This is a genomic window from Micromonospora sp. NPDC001898 (assembly GCF_042891255.1).
GTDB lineage: Bacteria > Actinomycetota > Actinomycetes > Mycobacteriales > Micromonosporaceae > Micromonospora.
On the sequence record NZ_JBIATC010000030.1, the window covers coordinates 1 to 15,332 of the forward strand.

The 15,332-nt window shown below is 72.3% G+C and carries 16 protein-coding genes and 1 pseudogene; 12 read left to right on the forward strand and 5 right to left on the reverse strand.

Annotation, left to right across the window (positions count from 1 at the left end):
- Positions 1-385 precede the first annotated feature (385 nt).
- Positions 386-700, reverse strand: a complete 315-nt coding sequence (locus ACFYZF_RS29075) for a hypothetical protein (RefSeq protein ID WP_387026131.1) — start codon at positions 698-700, stop codon at positions 386-388.
- Positions 701-723: 23 nt separating this feature from the next.
- A pseudogene (locus ACFYZF_RS29080) lies at positions 724-1,044 on the reverse strand (transposase); the annotation flags it as partial.
- A gap of 906 nt (positions 1,045-1,950) precedes the next feature.
- Between ACFYZF_RS29080 and ACFYZF_RS29085 the strand changes: the two are divergent.
- On the forward strand, positions 1,951-2,493 hold the full coding sequence (locus tag ACFYZF_RS29085) for an HNH endonuclease (protein ID WP_387026133.1): 543 nt from the start codon (positions 1,951-1,953) through the stop codon (positions 2,491-2,493).
- Between the two features lie 24 nt (positions 2,494-2,517).
- Here ACFYZF_RS29085 and ACFYZF_RS29090 read toward each other — a convergent pair whose 3' ends face one another.
- From ACFYZF_RS29090 to ACFYZF_RS29100, 3 genes are all read right to left on the reverse strand, one after another.
- The gene (locus ACFYZF_RS29090; RefSeq protein WP_387026135.1) at positions 2,518-3,357 is read right to left on the reverse strand and encodes a class F sortase; all 840 of its coding nucleotides are present in this window, start codon (positions 3,355-3,357) and stop codon (positions 2,518-2,520) included.
- Between the two features lie 10 nt (positions 3,358-3,367).
- Complete coding sequence (locus ACFYZF_RS29095; RefSeq protein WP_387026137.1) at positions 3,368-3,892, reverse strand: hypothetical protein; 525 nt, start codon at positions 3,890-3,892, stop codon at positions 3,368-3,370.
- Positions 3,893-4,033: 141 nt separating this feature from the next.
- A complete protein-coding gene (locus tag ACFYZF_RS29100) occupies positions 4,034-4,486 on the reverse strand; it encodes an Lrp/AsnC family transcriptional regulator (protein WP_387026139.1) in 453 nt (150 codons plus the stop codon).
- A gap of 147 nt (positions 4,487-4,633) precedes the next feature.
- Here ACFYZF_RS29100 and ACFYZF_RS29105 point away from each other — a divergent pair, with 147 nt between their 5' ends.
- From ACFYZF_RS29105 to ACFYZF_RS29155, 11 genes are read left to right on the forward strand one after another with little or no spacing between them, the layout of a single operon-like run.
- Positions 4,634-5,536 (forward strand): tryptophan 2,3-dioxygenase, encoded by a 903-nt coding sequence (locus tag ACFYZF_RS29105; RefSeq protein ID WP_387026141.1) that lies wholly within the window; start codon positions 4,634-4,636, stop codon positions 5,534-5,536.
- 14 nt (positions 5,537-5,550) lie between these two features.
- Positions 5,551-6,852 (forward strand): kynureninase, encoded by a 1,302-nt coding sequence (gene kynU / locus ACFYZF_RS29110; protein WP_387026143.1) that lies wholly within the window; start codon positions 5,551-5,553, stop codon positions 6,850-6,852.
- On the forward strand, positions 6,849-8,186 hold the full coding sequence (locus ACFYZF_RS29115; protein WP_387026145.1) for an FAD-dependent oxidoreductase: 1,338 nt from the start codon (positions 6,849-6,851) through the stop codon (positions 8,184-8,186). Before kynU ends, ACFYZF_RS29115 begins: the two co-directional genes overlap by 4 nt.
- 23 nt (positions 8,187-8,209) lie before the next feature.
- Complete coding sequence (locus ACFYZF_RS29120; protein WP_387026199.1) at positions 8,210-9,691, forward strand: 2-hydroxymuconic semialdehyde dehydrogenase; 1,482 nt, start codon at positions 8,210-8,212, stop codon at positions 9,689-9,691.
- Positions 9,692-9,746: 55 nt separating this feature from the next.
- Complete coding sequence (locus ACFYZF_RS29125; RefSeq protein WP_387026147.1) at positions 9,747-10,541, forward strand: 2-keto-4-pentenoate hydratase; 795 nt, start codon at positions 9,747-9,749, stop codon at positions 10,539-10,541.
- Positions 10,538-11,509, forward strand: a complete 972-nt coding sequence (locus ACFYZF_RS29130; protein WP_387026149.1) for an acetaldehyde dehydrogenase (acetylating) — start codon at positions 10,538-10,540, stop codon at positions 11,507-11,509. Before ACFYZF_RS29125 ends, ACFYZF_RS29130 begins: the two co-directional genes overlap by 4 nt.
- The gene (gene dmpG / locus ACFYZF_RS29135) at positions 11,506-12,579 is read left to right on the forward strand and encodes a 4-hydroxy-2-oxovalerate aldolase (protein ID WP_387026151.1); all 1,074 of its coding nucleotides are present in this window, start codon (positions 11,506-11,508) and stop codon (positions 12,577-12,579) included. Before ACFYZF_RS29130 ends, dmpG begins: the two co-directional genes overlap by 4 nt.
- A complete protein-coding gene (locus tag ACFYZF_RS29140; RefSeq protein ID WP_387026153.1) occupies positions 12,576-13,349 on the forward strand; it encodes a 2-keto-4-pentenoate hydratase in 774 nt (257 codons plus the stop codon). Before dmpG ends, ACFYZF_RS29140 begins: the two co-directional genes overlap by 4 nt.
- Positions 13,346-13,774, forward strand: coding sequence for a RidA family protein (locus ACFYZF_RS29145; RefSeq protein WP_387026155.1), 429 nt, complete (start codon positions 13,346-13,348; stop codon positions 13,772-13,774). The genes ACFYZF_RS29140 and ACFYZF_RS29145 overlap by 4 nt, the downstream gene beginning before the upstream one ends.
- Positions 13,771-14,295, forward strand: coding sequence for a 3-hydroxyanthranilate 3,4-dioxygenase (locus ACFYZF_RS29150; RefSeq protein WP_387026157.1), 525 nt, complete (start codon positions 13,771-13,773; stop codon positions 14,293-14,295). Before ACFYZF_RS29145 ends, ACFYZF_RS29150 begins: the two co-directional genes overlap by 4 nt.
- On the forward strand, positions 14,295-15,320 hold the full coding sequence (locus ACFYZF_RS29155) for an amidohydrolase family protein (RefSeq protein ID WP_387026159.1): 1,026 nt from the start codon (positions 14,295-14,297) through the stop codon (positions 15,318-15,320). Before ACFYZF_RS29150 ends, ACFYZF_RS29155 begins: the two co-directional genes overlap by 1 nt.
- Positions 15,321-15,332 lie beyond the last annotated feature (12 nt).

The following is a 15,332-nucleotide window of genomic DNA, read 5'->3' on the forward strand; positions in this document are numbered from 1 at the left end:
TGGTCGACTGCTGTCTTACCGGGAGCCTCGTCCTATGTCGACACGGGCTCCCCGCACCCACCGTGACCAGCACCATCACGATGGAAAAGCCTCAGTGGAAGGTCCCTTCCTTGGGCCAGCCCGCGGCAGACCGCCACCCCACCCACAGCTCAGACCAGTACCGGTCCGTGATCAGCTTCCCGCGCGTGGTGGTGAACAAGAGCGCCGCCGGTCGGGCGATCGGCCTTTCGCCAGTGATGTCCGGAAGCTCGAATTCGACCGGGCCAACCTCTTTGATGTGGGCCGCTATTTCCTCGGCAACCACACCGTCCAGATCGACCGTACCTGCCGATCCGCTCTTCGGTGGGGCGAGGTAGAAGCCGCCGAAATGCTCGGCGGAATTCCGCTACTGCTGCACAACGTGTAGCTCTTCACGAGTACCGTCGAGGCACCGCGCACTATCCTCCATGCCTAACACCTCACCGAAACGCAATCCCTCACCGGCTCCTAGCCAGATAGCCGCGCGGAAGCGTCTGGGAGCCACCTCGATAAGCTTGAGTGCCTGACCTTCGTTCGGCACCCACTTTGGCGCCCGCGACATTCCCCGTATGAATTGCTTCAGGTTCACTCCGTCGCAGGGATTGTCGGTAAGCGCCTTGTCGGTAACAGCCGCATTCATGATGGTGTTCAGAACGCCGAAGTGCAGGCCGATGGGCGACATGGCGCTACGTTCATTAACAACTCCTAACTCTTTAGACGGTGGAGTCGGCGCCAGCAGATGATGGCGCAGGCGAGGGTGAGGAAGGCTTCGTGGATGTCGTCGCGGATCTCCCAGCGGATGCGGAGGCGGCGGAACCAGTGCAGCAGGGCGATGGTCTGCTCGACGACCCACCGTCGGGCGCCGAGGCCGGAACCGTGTCCGACGCCGCGTCGGGCGATGACCGGGGTGATGCCCCTGGCCCGAAGCTGTCGGCGGTAGCAGTCGTAGTCGTAGCCACGATCCGCGTAGAGCCGCTGCGGTCGTTGCCGTGGCCGGCCGCGGGTGCCTCTGATCGGGGGGATCGCCCGGGAAGGGCACGTTCGTCAAGGCTCACTGAGCAGACGCCGGCCGGTCGGGGGTTGGCGTTCGCTCAGCAGTGACTACTACGGATGTAGCCACCGCACCAAGCCGGAGCCTCGACCTTCCAGACCCGCCACCTGCCGTAGTTTCTTCGGACCTCGAAGCGCCAAGGGCGCCGACTACCCACCAGCGACACCCGATCTTGCCACCAGACCACGCGAACCTCAGTGACGACCAGGGCGACACCATCCGGAGCATGGTCGACCTGCAACGGCCCTGATTCCAGCTTGCTGGGCGGGTTGGCCGATCTTGACATCTGTGCCCGGTACGCGCGCCACTGACCGACCAGCGGCGATCGGCGGCAAGCACTCGACGTAACCCGGCATCATCCCCGTTACTCAACCGCAGCAGGTAGACCGCCACCGCAGCTTCGGGGGCCTGCACTCCCCGTTCCGCCTCAACCTGGACTCTCGCCCATGCCGCAGGAACGGCCAGCACGACTGAGCACGCCAGGACGACGAGGGACAGGAGAACCCAGGGCCAGCGTTTGAGAGGGCTTCCCGCTTCACGCCAGGCACTCTAGTGATCTTGGATCACCTTGATCAAGTTCATAGGCTTCAATGTAGACCCATGATCATCGGGTACAGATCCGGCACAACTGAGATCGAAAACAGATGTAAAACGTCGAGAGGCGTTGAGGGGTCCGGCCCTGCTCAGGGGCCAGGTCTGCCCGTTTCCGGGTGATGCCTACCCGGCTTCCGACATTAGTACGTGCAATCCTGGGTCTTATCAGGGACGATTGGCGCAACGGACGTCGGTGATCCTGCCGGCGTCGGGCGTGGTTCCGCCGTGCGCGGGCGTGCCCGGCGCGACCAGCGGTGGGAGCGGCTGGACCGGGAAGGTGAGTTTCGATGCCTGACATACGACCCGCGGTGGGCTCCGGCGCGCTGGTTCTCAACGCGACCTACGAGCCGCTGTGTGTCGTGTCGGTGCGTCGCGCCGCGATCCTCGTCCTCTCCGCCAAGGCCATCTGCGTGGCCGACGGTGAGGGTGTGCTGCACAGCGCCCGCAACGCGCTCCCGGTGCCCTCGGTGGTCCGGCTCACCCGGTTCGTCCGGGTTCCCTACCGCACCCACGTCGGGCTCTCCCGACGGGCGATCTTCGCCAGGGACGGCTGGCGGTGCGGGTACTGCCGGGGCCCGGCGGAGACCATCGACCACGTGTTCCCGCGCAGCCGGGGCGGCCGGCACGCCTGGGAGAACGTGGTGGCCGCGTGTGCCCGGTGCAACCACACCAAGGGCGACAAGACCCCGGCGGAGCTCGGCTGGCGGCTGCACTCGCCGCCCGTCGTCCCGATGGGGACGGCCTGGCGGGTGCTCGGCCACCGCACCCCCGACCCGCGCTGGGCCAACTGGCTCGACCTGCGCGAGCCCGAGACCGAGGTGGCGGCCTGAGCGGCCCCGGAACGGGCTGGGGCCTCACTCGTGGCGGGCCTTCACCAGGGACGCGTAGACCACCACGTTGTCGGCGTACCCGGTCTCCCCGCCGACCCACCGGCCGCCGCAGGTGATCAGGCGCAGCCTCGGCCGGGTGAAGTCGCCGTAGACCTCGCTCACCGGCAGCTGGTCCTTGTCGTAGCGGTGCACCGAGTCGACCTCGAACACCGCCACCGAGCGGTCCTCCCGGCGGATCTCGACCCGGTCGCCGGAGCGCAGCTCCTTCAGCCCGTGGAAGACCGCCGGCCCGGTCCGGGTGTCGACGTGGCCGACGATCACGGCCGGCCCGTACTGGCCGGGGGTCGGCCCCTGGTCGTACCAGGCTGCCTCCTGTGCGCGGGCCGCGTCGGGCACCCCGATGCTGCCGTCCGCCGCGATTCCGACATCGTGCACCGGGGCGTCCAGGTCGATCGGGTCGCTGCTGATGGCGACCGGACGGCTGGCCGGCAGCACCGGGAACTTCTTCGGCGGTGGCCGCAGACCGGCGATGAACCGGTCCGGCAGCACGCTGTGTCCGGTCACCCGCTCGACGCCGAGCATGGCCACGATCAGCACCATCAGGGCGGCGATGACCAGCACCGGCCCGCCGGGGCCCCGGCGGGCCAGCCGCCACCGGCCCGCGCCCGACCCGCCCCGGCCCGGGGCGACGGCCACCGGGCGGGCGGCCGGGTCGACCGTGGCGACGCTGGCCGAGAAGACCTGCCCGGTGACCCGGACGACCCGGCCGCACCCCCGGGCCACCAGCCGGGCCACCGTCCGGAACCGGCCGGCGCCGCGCCGCGGGTTCCGGGCCGGGTCGACTCGCGTACGTCGGCGGGCCATGGTGACCTCGTCAGGAACGCGTCCCGGTACGCCGACGCGCGCCGAACGCCCCGAACCCGGCCGCCACGGCTGCCGCCGCGAGGCCGCCCACGAGCAGCAGTGGGCCGGTGCCCCGGTCGTCGCCGGCCGTGCCGCCGCCACCGGTGTTGGGCCCCTTGCTCGGCTGGGCCATGTTCAGCACGGTGAGCGTGGTGGTCGCGGTGCCGCCGTTCTTGCAGCGCAGCTCGACGGAGTACTCGCCGGGCTGCTTGTTCTCCGGGATGGTGACCGCCCCGGTCAGGAAGCCGTTGTCGGGCCGGAGCACGACCCGCCCGAACGCGTCGGACTGCACGTCCTCCTGCCGTTTGTTGTCGTTGTCGCAGCTCGCCCGGATGTTGACCCGGGTGCCGGCCTGCGCGCTGTTCGGCGTGACCTCGACGAAGGTGTTCTCCCCGGCCCGGGCCGGCGCGACCGTGGCCAGGACGAACGCCCCGACCAGGCCGAACACGGTCAGCACGGCCGACAGGACGCGATGTGACGCGGTGAGCCCCCGCATGATTCCCCCCTCCCGGTGCCGGGCACCGGAATCCTCCCCCGGGTAGTCCGCCCTGCATTCCCCCTGGCGTGGGGGCAAACCCGCCGGTCGGCGGCGCGGCGGGCCGGGGGCCTCGACAGGGGCTCTCCGGTGCGTGGGGCGCTAGGCGGGCGGCCCGCCGTCCAGCGGGGTGACGGGGTGCCAGTCGAGGGGAGTGGACAGGACCATGGTGCTCGACGGCTGGCCGTACGGGGCGAGCCGGTCGATCACCCGCTCGAACTCGCCGATCGACCCGGTCGCGACCTTGAGCATGCTGCACGCGTCGCCGGTGATCCGGTGGATCTCCAGGATCTCCGGCCAGTGCGGCACCTCCGGGTCGTGCAGGATGCACCGGGACCCGTAGCAGGACATCCGGATCAGGGCGACCACGGCGCGGCCGGCCCGGGCCAGGTCGACGTGGGCGCGGTAGCCGATGATCACCCCCGACTCCTCCAACCGGCGGACCCGTTCGGCCACCGCCGGCGGTGACAGGTGCACCCGGCGGGACAGCTCGCTGAACGACAACCGGGCGTCGGCCTGGAGCTCGCGCAGCAGCGCCCAGTCCATGTGGTCCACGCCTGACCTTCCTTCCCGAAACCCCGAAGGGGCGTTCGCCTTTGTCGTGGCAGGTCAGAGGCTGATAGTGCCGTCGAATCGGCATTCCGTTCGGCCCTTCCACCAGGGCACCATGACGCTACCCGGCCGAGTGGATGGAGACGACAGGTGAAGCAGACGGACCTGCGGGCCCCCGCGCTGGCCGCGGCGGTCCGTCCGGCGACCCCGCAGCAGCGGGCGGCCCGGGCTGCCCGCAACGGCGGCGAACCCACGCTGGAGTTCGCCGAGCGGGTGCCCTACGACGCGTACGTGCACGCCAGCACCCTGCACCGGTTGCAGCAGCCGCTCAGCGACGACCCGGGCGAGATGTCCTTCCTGATGGTCAGCCAGATCATGGAGCTGTACTTCGGGCTGACCTGCCACGAGCTGCGCGAGGCGCAGCGCTGCCTGCGCGCCGACCGGGTCGGGGACGCGCTGGCCCCGCTGCGCCGCGCGGCCCTGCACCTGGAGGGGCTCAACGCGGCCTGGAAGGGGCTGCGCTGGATGACCCCGGCGGACTTCAACCGGTTCCGCAACCTGCTCGGCGAGGGCTCCGGCTTCCAGTCGGCGATGTACCGGCACCTGGAGTTCGCGCTCGGTCTGCGCGACCCGGCCCTGATCCGGCCGTTCCGCCGGCAGACCGAGGTGTACGACGAACTGTGCGCCGTGTTGGCCGCCCCGAGCCTCTGGGACGACGTGGTGGCCCTGCTGGCCCGGCGCGGCTCCGACGTGCCCGCCGAGGTGCTGGAGCGGGACGTCGCCGAGGAGCACCAGCCGCACCCGGCCCTGGAGGCCGCCTGGGTGACCGTGTACGCCGACGGCGGCCCGGACAACCACCTGTGGCTGCTCGGCGAGGCGCTGGCCGAGGTGGCCGAGCAGTTCGGCGACTGGCGGTGGAACCATGTCAAGGCGGTGCAGCGGACCATGGGCGCCAAGGTCGGCAGCGGCGGCTCGGCCGGCCTCGCCTGGTTGCAGCGCAGCATGGCCCGGGTGGTCTTCCCGGAACTGTGGTCGGCCCGGACGGCGATGTGAGCGAGGAGCACGACATGGACACCCCGGAGCGGGACGCGACACGTCCCTCGGAGCAGGAGGCGCACCGCCTCGACCAGGCAGATCCCGGGCACCGGCACCTGTTCCACGTGCCGCCGGCCGACGGCGGGCGCTACCCGCAGGCCGCGTACCTGGCCGGCAACTCCCTCGGCCTGCAACCCCGGGCCACCCGGGACGAGTTGCTCGCCGACCTGGACGCGTGGGGCCGGCTCGGCGTCGAGGGGCACCTGGAGGCGGACCGGCCCTGGCTGCCGTACCACGAGCTGTTGACCGGGCCGGTCGCGCGACTGGTCGGCGCCCGGCCCGCGGAGGCCGTGGTGATGAACTCCCTCACGGTCAACCTGCACCTGCTGATGGTCGGCTTCTACCGACCGGCGGGGAAGCGCACCCGGATCGTCATCGAGGACAGCGCCTTCCCCTCGGACAGCTACGCGGTGCGCAGCCAGGCCCGCCTGCACGGCCTCGACCCCGACGCCACCGTGGTCCGGCTGCGCCCGCGCGACGGCGAGGACACCCTGCGCACCGCCGACGTGCTGGACTTCCTGGCCGCCGAGGGCGACACGGTCGCGTTGGTGCTGCTCGGCGGGGTCAACTACCTCACCGGCGAGCTGATGGACATCCCCGCGATCACCGCCGCAGGCCGGGCCGCCGGCGCGGTGGTCGGCTGGGACCTGGCGCACGCGGCCGGGAACGTGCCGCTGGCGCTGCACGACTGGGACGTCGACTTCGCCGCCTGGTGCTCCTACAAGTACCTCAACTCGGGCCCGGGCGCGCTGGCCGGCGTCTTCGTCCACGAGCGCCACCTCGGCCGGGCCGACCTGATCCGCTTCGAGGGCTGGTGGAGCACCGAGGCGGCCACCCGGTTCGAGATGACCCCGGTGTCCCGGCCGCCGGCCACCGCGGAGGCGTGGCAGGTCTCCAACCCGCCGATCTTCGCGATGGGCCCGGTGCGGACCTCGCTGGAGCTGTTCGACTCGGTCGGCATGCCGGCGCTGCGGGAGCGCAGCGTGCGGCTCACCGGATACCTGGAGCGGCTGCTCGACGAGGTCACGGCCGGCCGGCCGCTGCGGGTGGTCACCCCGCGCGAGCCGGAGCGCCGGGGCTGCCAGCTCTCGGTGCGCATCGGCGGGGGCAGCGCGGGCGAGCTGACCAAGCGGCTGCGGCACGAGCACGGCGTGATCGCCGACGCCCGGGAGCCGGACGTCGTCCGGTTCGCCCCGGTGCCGCTGTACTCGACGTACCACGACTGCTGGCGGGTCGCCGACGCGCTGGCCGCGACGGTGGAGATGCACTCATGAACGTGGAACGGGACGAGATCGCCGTCGTCGGGGCCGGGCTCGCCGGCTGCCTGCTGGCCTGCTTCCTGGCCCGGCGCGGGTACCGGGTGGCGCTCTACGAGCGGCGGGGAGACCCGCGCGCCGGGGGGGCCGAGCGGGGCCGCTCGATCAACCTGGCGCTGTCCGAGCGCGGGCTCGACGCGCTGCGCCGGATCGGCCTGGACGGTCAGGTCATGGCGGACGCGCTGCCGATGCGCGGCCGGATGATCCACCCGGTCGCGGGCGAGCCGCAGTTCCAGTCGTACAGCGCCGCCGGGGACCTGGCGATCAACTCGATCAGCCGGGGCGCGCTGAACAACGCCCTGCTCACCGCCGCCACCGCGCTGCCAGGGGTGCGGGTCGCGTTCGACCACCGGCTCGTCGGGCTCGACCCGGTCACGGGGGAGATGACCTTCGAGACGGCGCAGGGCAAGGTCACGGCCGCCGCGCCGGTCGTCCTCGGCGCCGACGGGGCCGGCTCCGCGGTGCGCGGGCAGCTCCTCGCGTACGGGGGGCTGAGCGAGAGCCTCGACTTCCTCGACTACGGCTACAAGGAGCTGACCATCCCGGCGCTCGGCGGCGAGTTCGCTCTCGACCCGGCGGCGCTGCACATCTGGCCGCGCGGCACCTCGATGATGATCGCCCTGCCCAACCCGGACCGCTCCTTCACCTGCACGCTGTTCTGGCCCACCCACGGGACCGCGAGTTTCGCCTCGCTGAGCAGCCCGGCGGCGATCGAACGGCACTTCGCCACCCACTACCCGGACCTGGTCCCGCTCGCGCCCAACCTGGTCGACGACTACCAGCACAACCCGGTCGGGGTGCTCGGCACGGTCCGCTGCGCCCCGTGGCAGGCGAACGGGAGGGTCGGCCTGATCGGCGACGCCGCGCACGCCATCGTGCCGTTCTACGGCCAGGGCGCGAACTGCGCCTTCGAGGACGTGGTCGTGCTCGACCGCTGCCTCGACGAGTGCGACGACGACTGGGCCGCGGCGCTGCCGCTGTTCCAGGCGCGGCGGCAGGACGACGCGGAGGCGATCGCCCAGATGGCGCTGACCAACTTCGTGGAGATGCGAGACAAGGTGGCCTCCCCGGTGTTCCAGGCCCGGCGCGAGCTGGACCACGCGCTGGAGCGCGCCCTGCCCGGCCGGTACGTCTCGCAGTACGAGCTGGTCTCCTTCTCCACCACCCCGTACGCGCAGGTGCGGCGGCGGGTCCGCCGCCAGCAGGCGGTGCTCGGCGCGGTGGCCGCCACGGCGGCGACGCTGCTGGTCGGCGCGATCGGCGCGGCACTGGCCCGGGGGTGGCGGCGATGAGCGTGAGCTGGGATTCCGGCCTGATGGCCGGGCGGGCGAACCGGGAGCCGGGGCTGCTGCGCCACTTCGTCGGCGGCGAGTTCGTCGACGCCGGGCGGCGGTTCACCAAGCGCAGCCCGGTGACCGGGGAGCCGGTGTTCGAGGTGGTGGAGGCGGGCCGTTCGACGGTGGACGACGCAGTGGCCGCCGCTCGGGCGGCGCTGCGCGGGCCGTGGGGCCGGATGGGCGAGCGGGAGCGCGCCGAGGTGCTGCGTCGGGTCGCCGACGAGTTGGAGCGCCGCTTCGACGACCTGGTCACCGCCGAGGTGGCCGACACGGGCAAGTCCGTCTCGCAGGCCCGGACCCTGGACGTCCCGCGCGGGGCGGCGAACTTCCGGGCGTTCGCGGAGATCGTGGCGACCGCGCCGACGGAGTCGTTCACCACGGTCACCCCGTCCGGTGGGCGGGCGTTGAACTACGCCGTCCGCAAGCCGGTTGGTGTGGTCGCGGTGGTGGTGCCGTGGAACCTGCCGTTGCTGTTGCTGACGTGGAAGGTCGCGCCGGCGCTGGCGTGCGGCAACGCGGTGGTGGTGAAGCCGAGTGAGGAGACGCCGGCGTCGGCGACGGTGCTGGCCGAGGTGATGGCCGCCGCCGGGGTGCCGGACGGGGTGTTCAACCTGGTGCACGGGTTCGGCCCGGACTCGGCGGGGGAGTTCCTGACCCGGCATCCGGGGGTGGACGCGATCACGTTCACCGGCGAGTCGTCGACCGGTGGGGCGATCATGCGGGCGGCGGCGGACGGGGTGAAGGCGGTCTCGTTCGAGCTGGGTGGCAAGAACGCGGGCCTGGTCTTCGCCGACGCCGACCTGGACGCGGCGGTCGCGGGCTCGGTGCGGTCGAGTTTCACCAACGGCGGCCAGGTGTGCCTGTGCACGGAGCGGATCTACGTGCAGCGGCCGGTCTTCGACGAGTTCGTCGAGCGGTTGGCGAAGGCGGCCGACGCGCTGGCGTACGGGTGGCCGGCGGACGAGGCGACGGTGAACATGCCGTTGATCTCGCAGCAGCACCGCAGGAAGGTGCTCGGCTACCACGACCTGGCCCGTGCCGAGGGCGCGCAGGTGCGCGCCGGGGGCGGCCGCCCCACGTTCGGTGACGCCCGCGACGGTGGCGCGTACGTGCGGCCCACCGTGCTCACCGGGCTCGGCCCGGACGCCCGGACCAACCGGGAGGAGATCTTCGGCCCGGTGGTGCACGTCGCCCCGTTCGACGTCGAGGAGGAGGCGTACGCGCTGGCCAACGGCACCGAGTACGGGCTCGCCGCGACGGTGTGGACCCGCGACGTGGGCCGGGCACACCGGTCGGGGGCACGGCTGGACGCCGGGATCGTCTGGGTCAACACGTGGTTCCTGCGGGACCTGCGCACCCCGTTCGGCGGGGTGAAGGCGTCCGGCATCGGCCGGGAGGGCGGCGTGCATTCCCTGAACTTCTACTCCGAACTGACCAACGTCTGCGTGGACCTCTCATGAGCGGCGCGGCGGGCAGAATGCACGGCGTCGTGAGCGAGCGCACCGAGGAGCGGGCATGAGTGTCGACATCGAGGCGGCCAACCGTGAGCTGGCCGAGGCCCGCAGCAGCGGGAAGCCCTGCCCACCACTGCGGGGCCGGCTGCTGCCGGAGGGGGACGTCGAGTCCGCGTACCGGGTGCAGCAGCTCCAGACGCGGGCCTGGCAGGGCCGGGGCGAGCGCCGGGTGGGCGCGAAGATCGGGCTGACCTCCCGGGCGGCCCAGGAGAGCCTCGGCGTGCACCAGCCGGACTTCGGGTTGCTGACCGACGCGATGGCGGTCGGGGACGGCGTCGAGGTGCCGTTCGGCCGGCTGCTCCAGCCGAAGGTGGAGGCCGAGGTCGCCTTCGTGCTCGGCCGGGACCTGACCGACGAGCGGATCACCGCCGTCGACCTGATCCGCGCTGTCGACCACGTGCTGCCGGCGATCGAGATCGTCGATTCCCGCATCGCCGGCTGGGACATCTCCCTCGTGGACACCGTCGCCGACAACGCCTCCAGCGGCCTGTTCGTGCTGGGCACCACGCCCCGCCGGCTCGCCGACGTGGACCTGCGGCTGTGCGGGATGGTCCTCGAACACGCCGGGGAGCCGGTCTCGGTCGGCGCCGGGGCGGCCTGCATGGGCAACCCGCTGAACGCCCTGGAGTGGCTCGTCGGCACGCTCGTGCGCGCCGGTGACCCGCTGCGGGCGGGGGACCTGGTGCTCTCCGGGTCGCTCGGCCCGGTGGTGCCGGTGACGCCCGGGGCGGCCTACGAGGCGCGGATCTCCGGGCTCGGCTCGGTCCGTACCAGTTTCGGAAGGGAACCCTCATGAGTACCGGCGTGGCGGTGCTGGGGTCGGGCAACATCGGCACCGACCTGATGATCAAGGTGCTGCGGCGCAGCGGTGGTCCCGACGGGCCGGGCCCACGTTCCATGCCTTCCCCGGGGAGCCTGCGGATGGTGGCGATGGCCGGCATCGACCCGGACTCCGACGGGCTGGCCCGGGCCCGCCGACTCGGCGTGGCCACCACGGCCGAGGGCGTCGACGGGCTCGTCGCGCTGCCCGAGTTCGCGGACGTGGAGTTGGTCTTCGACGCGACGTCGGCCGGCGCGCACCAGCGGCACGACGAGGTGCTCCGCGCTCTCGGCCGGACCGTGGTCGACCTGACCCCGGCGGCGATCGGCCCGTACGTGGTGCCGCCGGTCAACCTGGACGAGCACCTGCACGAACCGAACGTGAACATGGTGACCTGCGGTGGGCAGGCGACCGTGCCGATCGTGGCCGCCGTCGGCCGGGTCACGCCGGTGGCGTACGGGGAGATCGTCGCCTCGATCGCCTCGAAATCGGCGGGGCCGGGGACCCGGGCGAACATCGACGAGTTCACCGAGACGACCGCGCGGGCGATCGAGGTGGTCGGTGGCGCGGGGCGCGGTAAGGCGATCATCGTGCTGAATCCGGCCGATCCGCCGCTGATGATGCGGGACACCGTCTACTGCCTGTGCCCGGACGCCGACGCCGACCGGGCCGCGATCGCCGGATCGGTGGCCGAGATGGTGGCGACCGTGCAGGAGTACGTCCCCGGGTACCGGCTCAAGCAGGAGGTGCAGTTCGACCCGGTCGACGCCTACGTGCCGGCGCTCGGGCGGCACCTCACCGGATTGCAGGTGTCGGTGTTCCTGGAGGTGTCCGGGGCCGGGCACCACCTGCCCGCGTACGCCGGGAACCTGGACATCATGACCTCGGCCGCGCTGCGTACCGCCGAGCGGCTGATCGCCCTCCGGAAGGCGGTGACCGCATGACCGACCTGTATGTGCAGGACGTGACGTTGCGCGACGGGATGCACGCCGTCGCCCACCGGTACACCGTCGACCAGGTGCGCGCGATCGCGGCGGCGCTGGACGCGGCCGGGGTGGCGGCGATCGAGGTGGCGCACGGCGACGGGTTGGCCGGGTCCAGCGTCAACTACGGCCACGGCGCGGCCAGCGACGCCGACTGGATCTCCGCCGCGGCCGAGGTGCTGACCACCGCGCGGCTGACCACGCTGCTGCTGCCGGGGATCGGCACCATCGCCGACCTGAGGGCGGCGAAGGCGCTCGGGGTGACCAGCGTCCGGATCGCCACCCACTGCACCGAGGCGGACATCTCCGCCCAGCACATCTCCTGGGCGCGGGAGAACGACATGGACGTGTCCGGCTTCCTGATGATGTCGCACATGACCGACCCGGCCGGGTTGGCCGCGCAGGCCGCGCTGATGGAGTCGTACGGGGCGCACTGCGTCTACGTCACCGACTCGGGCGGCCGGTTGTTGATGTCGGACGTGGCGCAGCGGGTCGACGCGTACCGGCAGGTGCTGTCGGCGCAGACGCAGATCGGCATCCACGCGCATCACAACCTGTCGCTCGGGGTGGCCAACAGCGTGGTCGCCGTGGAGCACGGCCGGGTCGCCGGCGGCGTTCCGGCCGGGCCGGACGCCCCGCACGGGCGCACGGTGCGGGTGGACGCGTCGCTGGCGGGGATGGGCGCGGGGGCCGGCAACGCCCCGTTGGAGGTGTTCGTCGCGGTCGCCGAGCTGCACGGTTGGAAGCACGGCTGTGACGTGTTCGCCCTGATGGACGCCGCCGACGACCTGGTCCGGCCGATACAGGACCGGCCGGTGCGGGTGGACCGGGAGACGCTGTCCCTCGGCTACGCCGGGGTGTACTCCAGCTTCCTGCGGCACGCCGAGCGCGCCTCGGCGAAGTACGGGGTGGACGTGCGGTCGATCCTGGTGGAGCTGGGGCGGCGGCGGATGGTCGGTGGTCAGGAGGACATGATCGTGGATGTGGCGTTGGACCTCGCGGGTCGGCGTGGGCAGGAGGAGGTCGCGTGATCGGGGTGGACACCGCGGGCATCGCCGGCAGGCTGGGGGCGGCGGCCGACACGGCCACCGCGATCGCGCAGCTCGCCGCCGAGACCGGCCTGGACGGCGACGGCGCGTACGCGGTGCAGACCGCGCTGGTGCAGCGCCGGCTGGACCGGGGCGAGCGCCTCGTCGGGCTGAAGATGGGGCTGACCAGCCGGGCGAAGATGGCCCAGGTCGGCGTGGACGAGGTGATCTGGGGCCGGCTCACCGATGTGATGCGGGTGCCCGACGGCGGCACGGTCGACCCGGCCACGTTCATCCACCCCCGGGTCGAGCCGGAGGTGGCGTTCCTGCTGGACCGGCTGCCAGAGCCGGGCGAGCCGGTCGGTGCGTTCACCGACGCGGTGCGCGCGGTGGCCCCGGCGATCGAGCTGATCGACTCCCGGTACGCCAACTTCACCTTCTCCCTGCCCGACGTCATCGCCGACAACGCCTCCGCCGCCGCGTTCGCCATCGGAGCCTGGTCACCGGTGCCGGACGGGCTGGACAACCTCGGCGTGCTCCTCGAAATCGACGGACGCGTCGTCCAGGTCGGCTCGACCGCCGCGATCCTCGGCGACCCCCGCCGGACCCTGGACGAAGGACTCCGCCTCGCCGGGCGGCACGGGGTGCGGCTGCGGTCGGGCTGGGTCTTCCTCGCCGGGGCCGCCACCGCCGCCGTGCCCCTGCGCCCCGGCGCGCACGTGCGCGCCGTCGTGGAGAAGCTCGGCGCCGCGTCGCTGCGGGCGTCGTCGTGAGCGGCGAGGCGCGCGTGGTCGCCGGAAAGGCCGTGCCGCGCGGGGCGTTTCCGCACGTCAAGGTCGCCGGCGGGTTCGTCTTCGTCTCCGGTACGTCGTCCCGGCTGCCGGACAACACCTTCGCGGGCGTGTCGGTGGACGAGTTCGGCACGACCGACCTCGACGTCCGGGCGCAGACCCGGGCCGTGATCGGGAACGTCCGGGACCTGCTGCGGTCGGTCGGCGCGGACCTGCCCGATCTCGTGCAGGTAACGTCGTACCTGGTCAACATGAACGACTTCGGTGGCTACAACGAGGTGTGGGCGGAGTTTTTCGACGCCACGGGGCCGACCCGGACGACCGTGGCCGTGCACCAGCTTCCGCACCCGCACCTGCTCATCGAGATGCAAGCCGTGGCGCTTCTTCCGTCGGGAGGTCAGTCGTGAGTGAGATCGTCGAGCCGTTCAGCTTCCCCGGGTGGGTCGCCGAGAACCAGCACCTGCTGAAGCCGCCGGTGGGCAACCGGGAGATGTTCCCCGGCTCCGACGACTTCATCGTGATGGTGGTGGGCGGGCCGAACCAGCGCACCGACTTCCACGTCGACCCGTACGAGGAGTTCTTCTACCAGGTCAAGGGCAACATGCACGTCAACCTGATGACCCCGCAGGGGCCGCGTACGGTGCACGTGCGCGAGGGCCAGATGTGGATGCTGCCGCGTGACACCCCGCACTCGCCGCAGCGCCCCGAGGTCGGCTCGATCGGCGTGGTGGTCGAGCGGGTCCGCGAGGAGGGCACGCTGGAGAAGTTCCAGTGGTACTGCCCGGAGTGCGGGCACAAGGTGCACGAGGTGGAGTTGCAGGTCCGCGACATCGCCGCCGACCTGCCCCCGGTGTTCGGCGCGTTCTACGCCGACGAGGCCGCCCGCACCTGCGGCGGGTGCGGCGCGCTGCACCCGGGCAAGGGCTGATGGGGGTGCCCGCCGGGCGGCTCCCGGTGGTCGACGTGCACACCCACGTCGTACCGAAGGGGTGGCCGGACCTCGGCGCGGCGTGCGGCGGGTCCGGCTGGCCCTGGCTGCGGATCGACTCCGAGCGGGCCGCCATGATCATGGTGGGGGAGACGGAGTTCCGGCCGGTCGGCGCGCAGTGCTGGGACGCGTCGACCCGGCTGGCCGACATGGCCGCCGACGGGATCGACGTCCAGGTGGTGTCCCCGACCCCGGTCTTCTTCAGCTACGACCGCCCCGCCGACCAGGCGGTGAAGGTGGCCCGGATCTTCAACGACCTCACCCTGGAGGTCACCGCCGCCGGCGGCGACCGGCTGGTGCCGTTCTGTCAGGTGCCGTTGCAGGACCCGGACGCGGCCTGCGCCGAGCTGGACCGCTGCCTCGCGGCCGGGCACGTCGGGGTGGAGATCGGCAACCACGTCGGCGACCGGGACCTCGACGACGAGGGAGTGGTCACCTTCCTCCAGCACTGCGCCCAGGTCGGCGCGCCGGTGTTCGTGCACCCGTGGGACATGCCGGGCGGGCCCCGGCTGGACCGGTGGATGGCCCGCTGGCTGACCGGGATGCCCGCTGAGACGCACCTGTCGGTGCTGGCGCTGATCCTCGGCGGCGTGTTCGACCGGGTGCCGGAGTCGCTGCGGCTCTGCTTCGCGCACGGGGGCGGGAGCTTCCCGTTCTGGCTGGGCCGCGCCGACAACGCCTGGCACCGCCGGGGCGACCTGGTCCGGGGAGCGTCCGCCGCGCCGCCCAGCGCGTACGTCGACCGGTTCTGCGTGGACTCGGTGGTGTTCGAGCCGGCGGCGCTGCGGCTGTTGGTGGACACCATGGGCGAGGACCGGGTGCTGGTCGGCAGCGACTACCCGTACCCGCTGGGGGAGCGCCCGGCCGGGCAGGTGGTCCGCGCGGCGGAGTTCCTCACCGCGGTTCAGCGCGACAAGCTGCTCTCCGCCAACGCCCTGCGCTTCCTCGGCAGGTCGCATGTATAAACGGCGATCGGG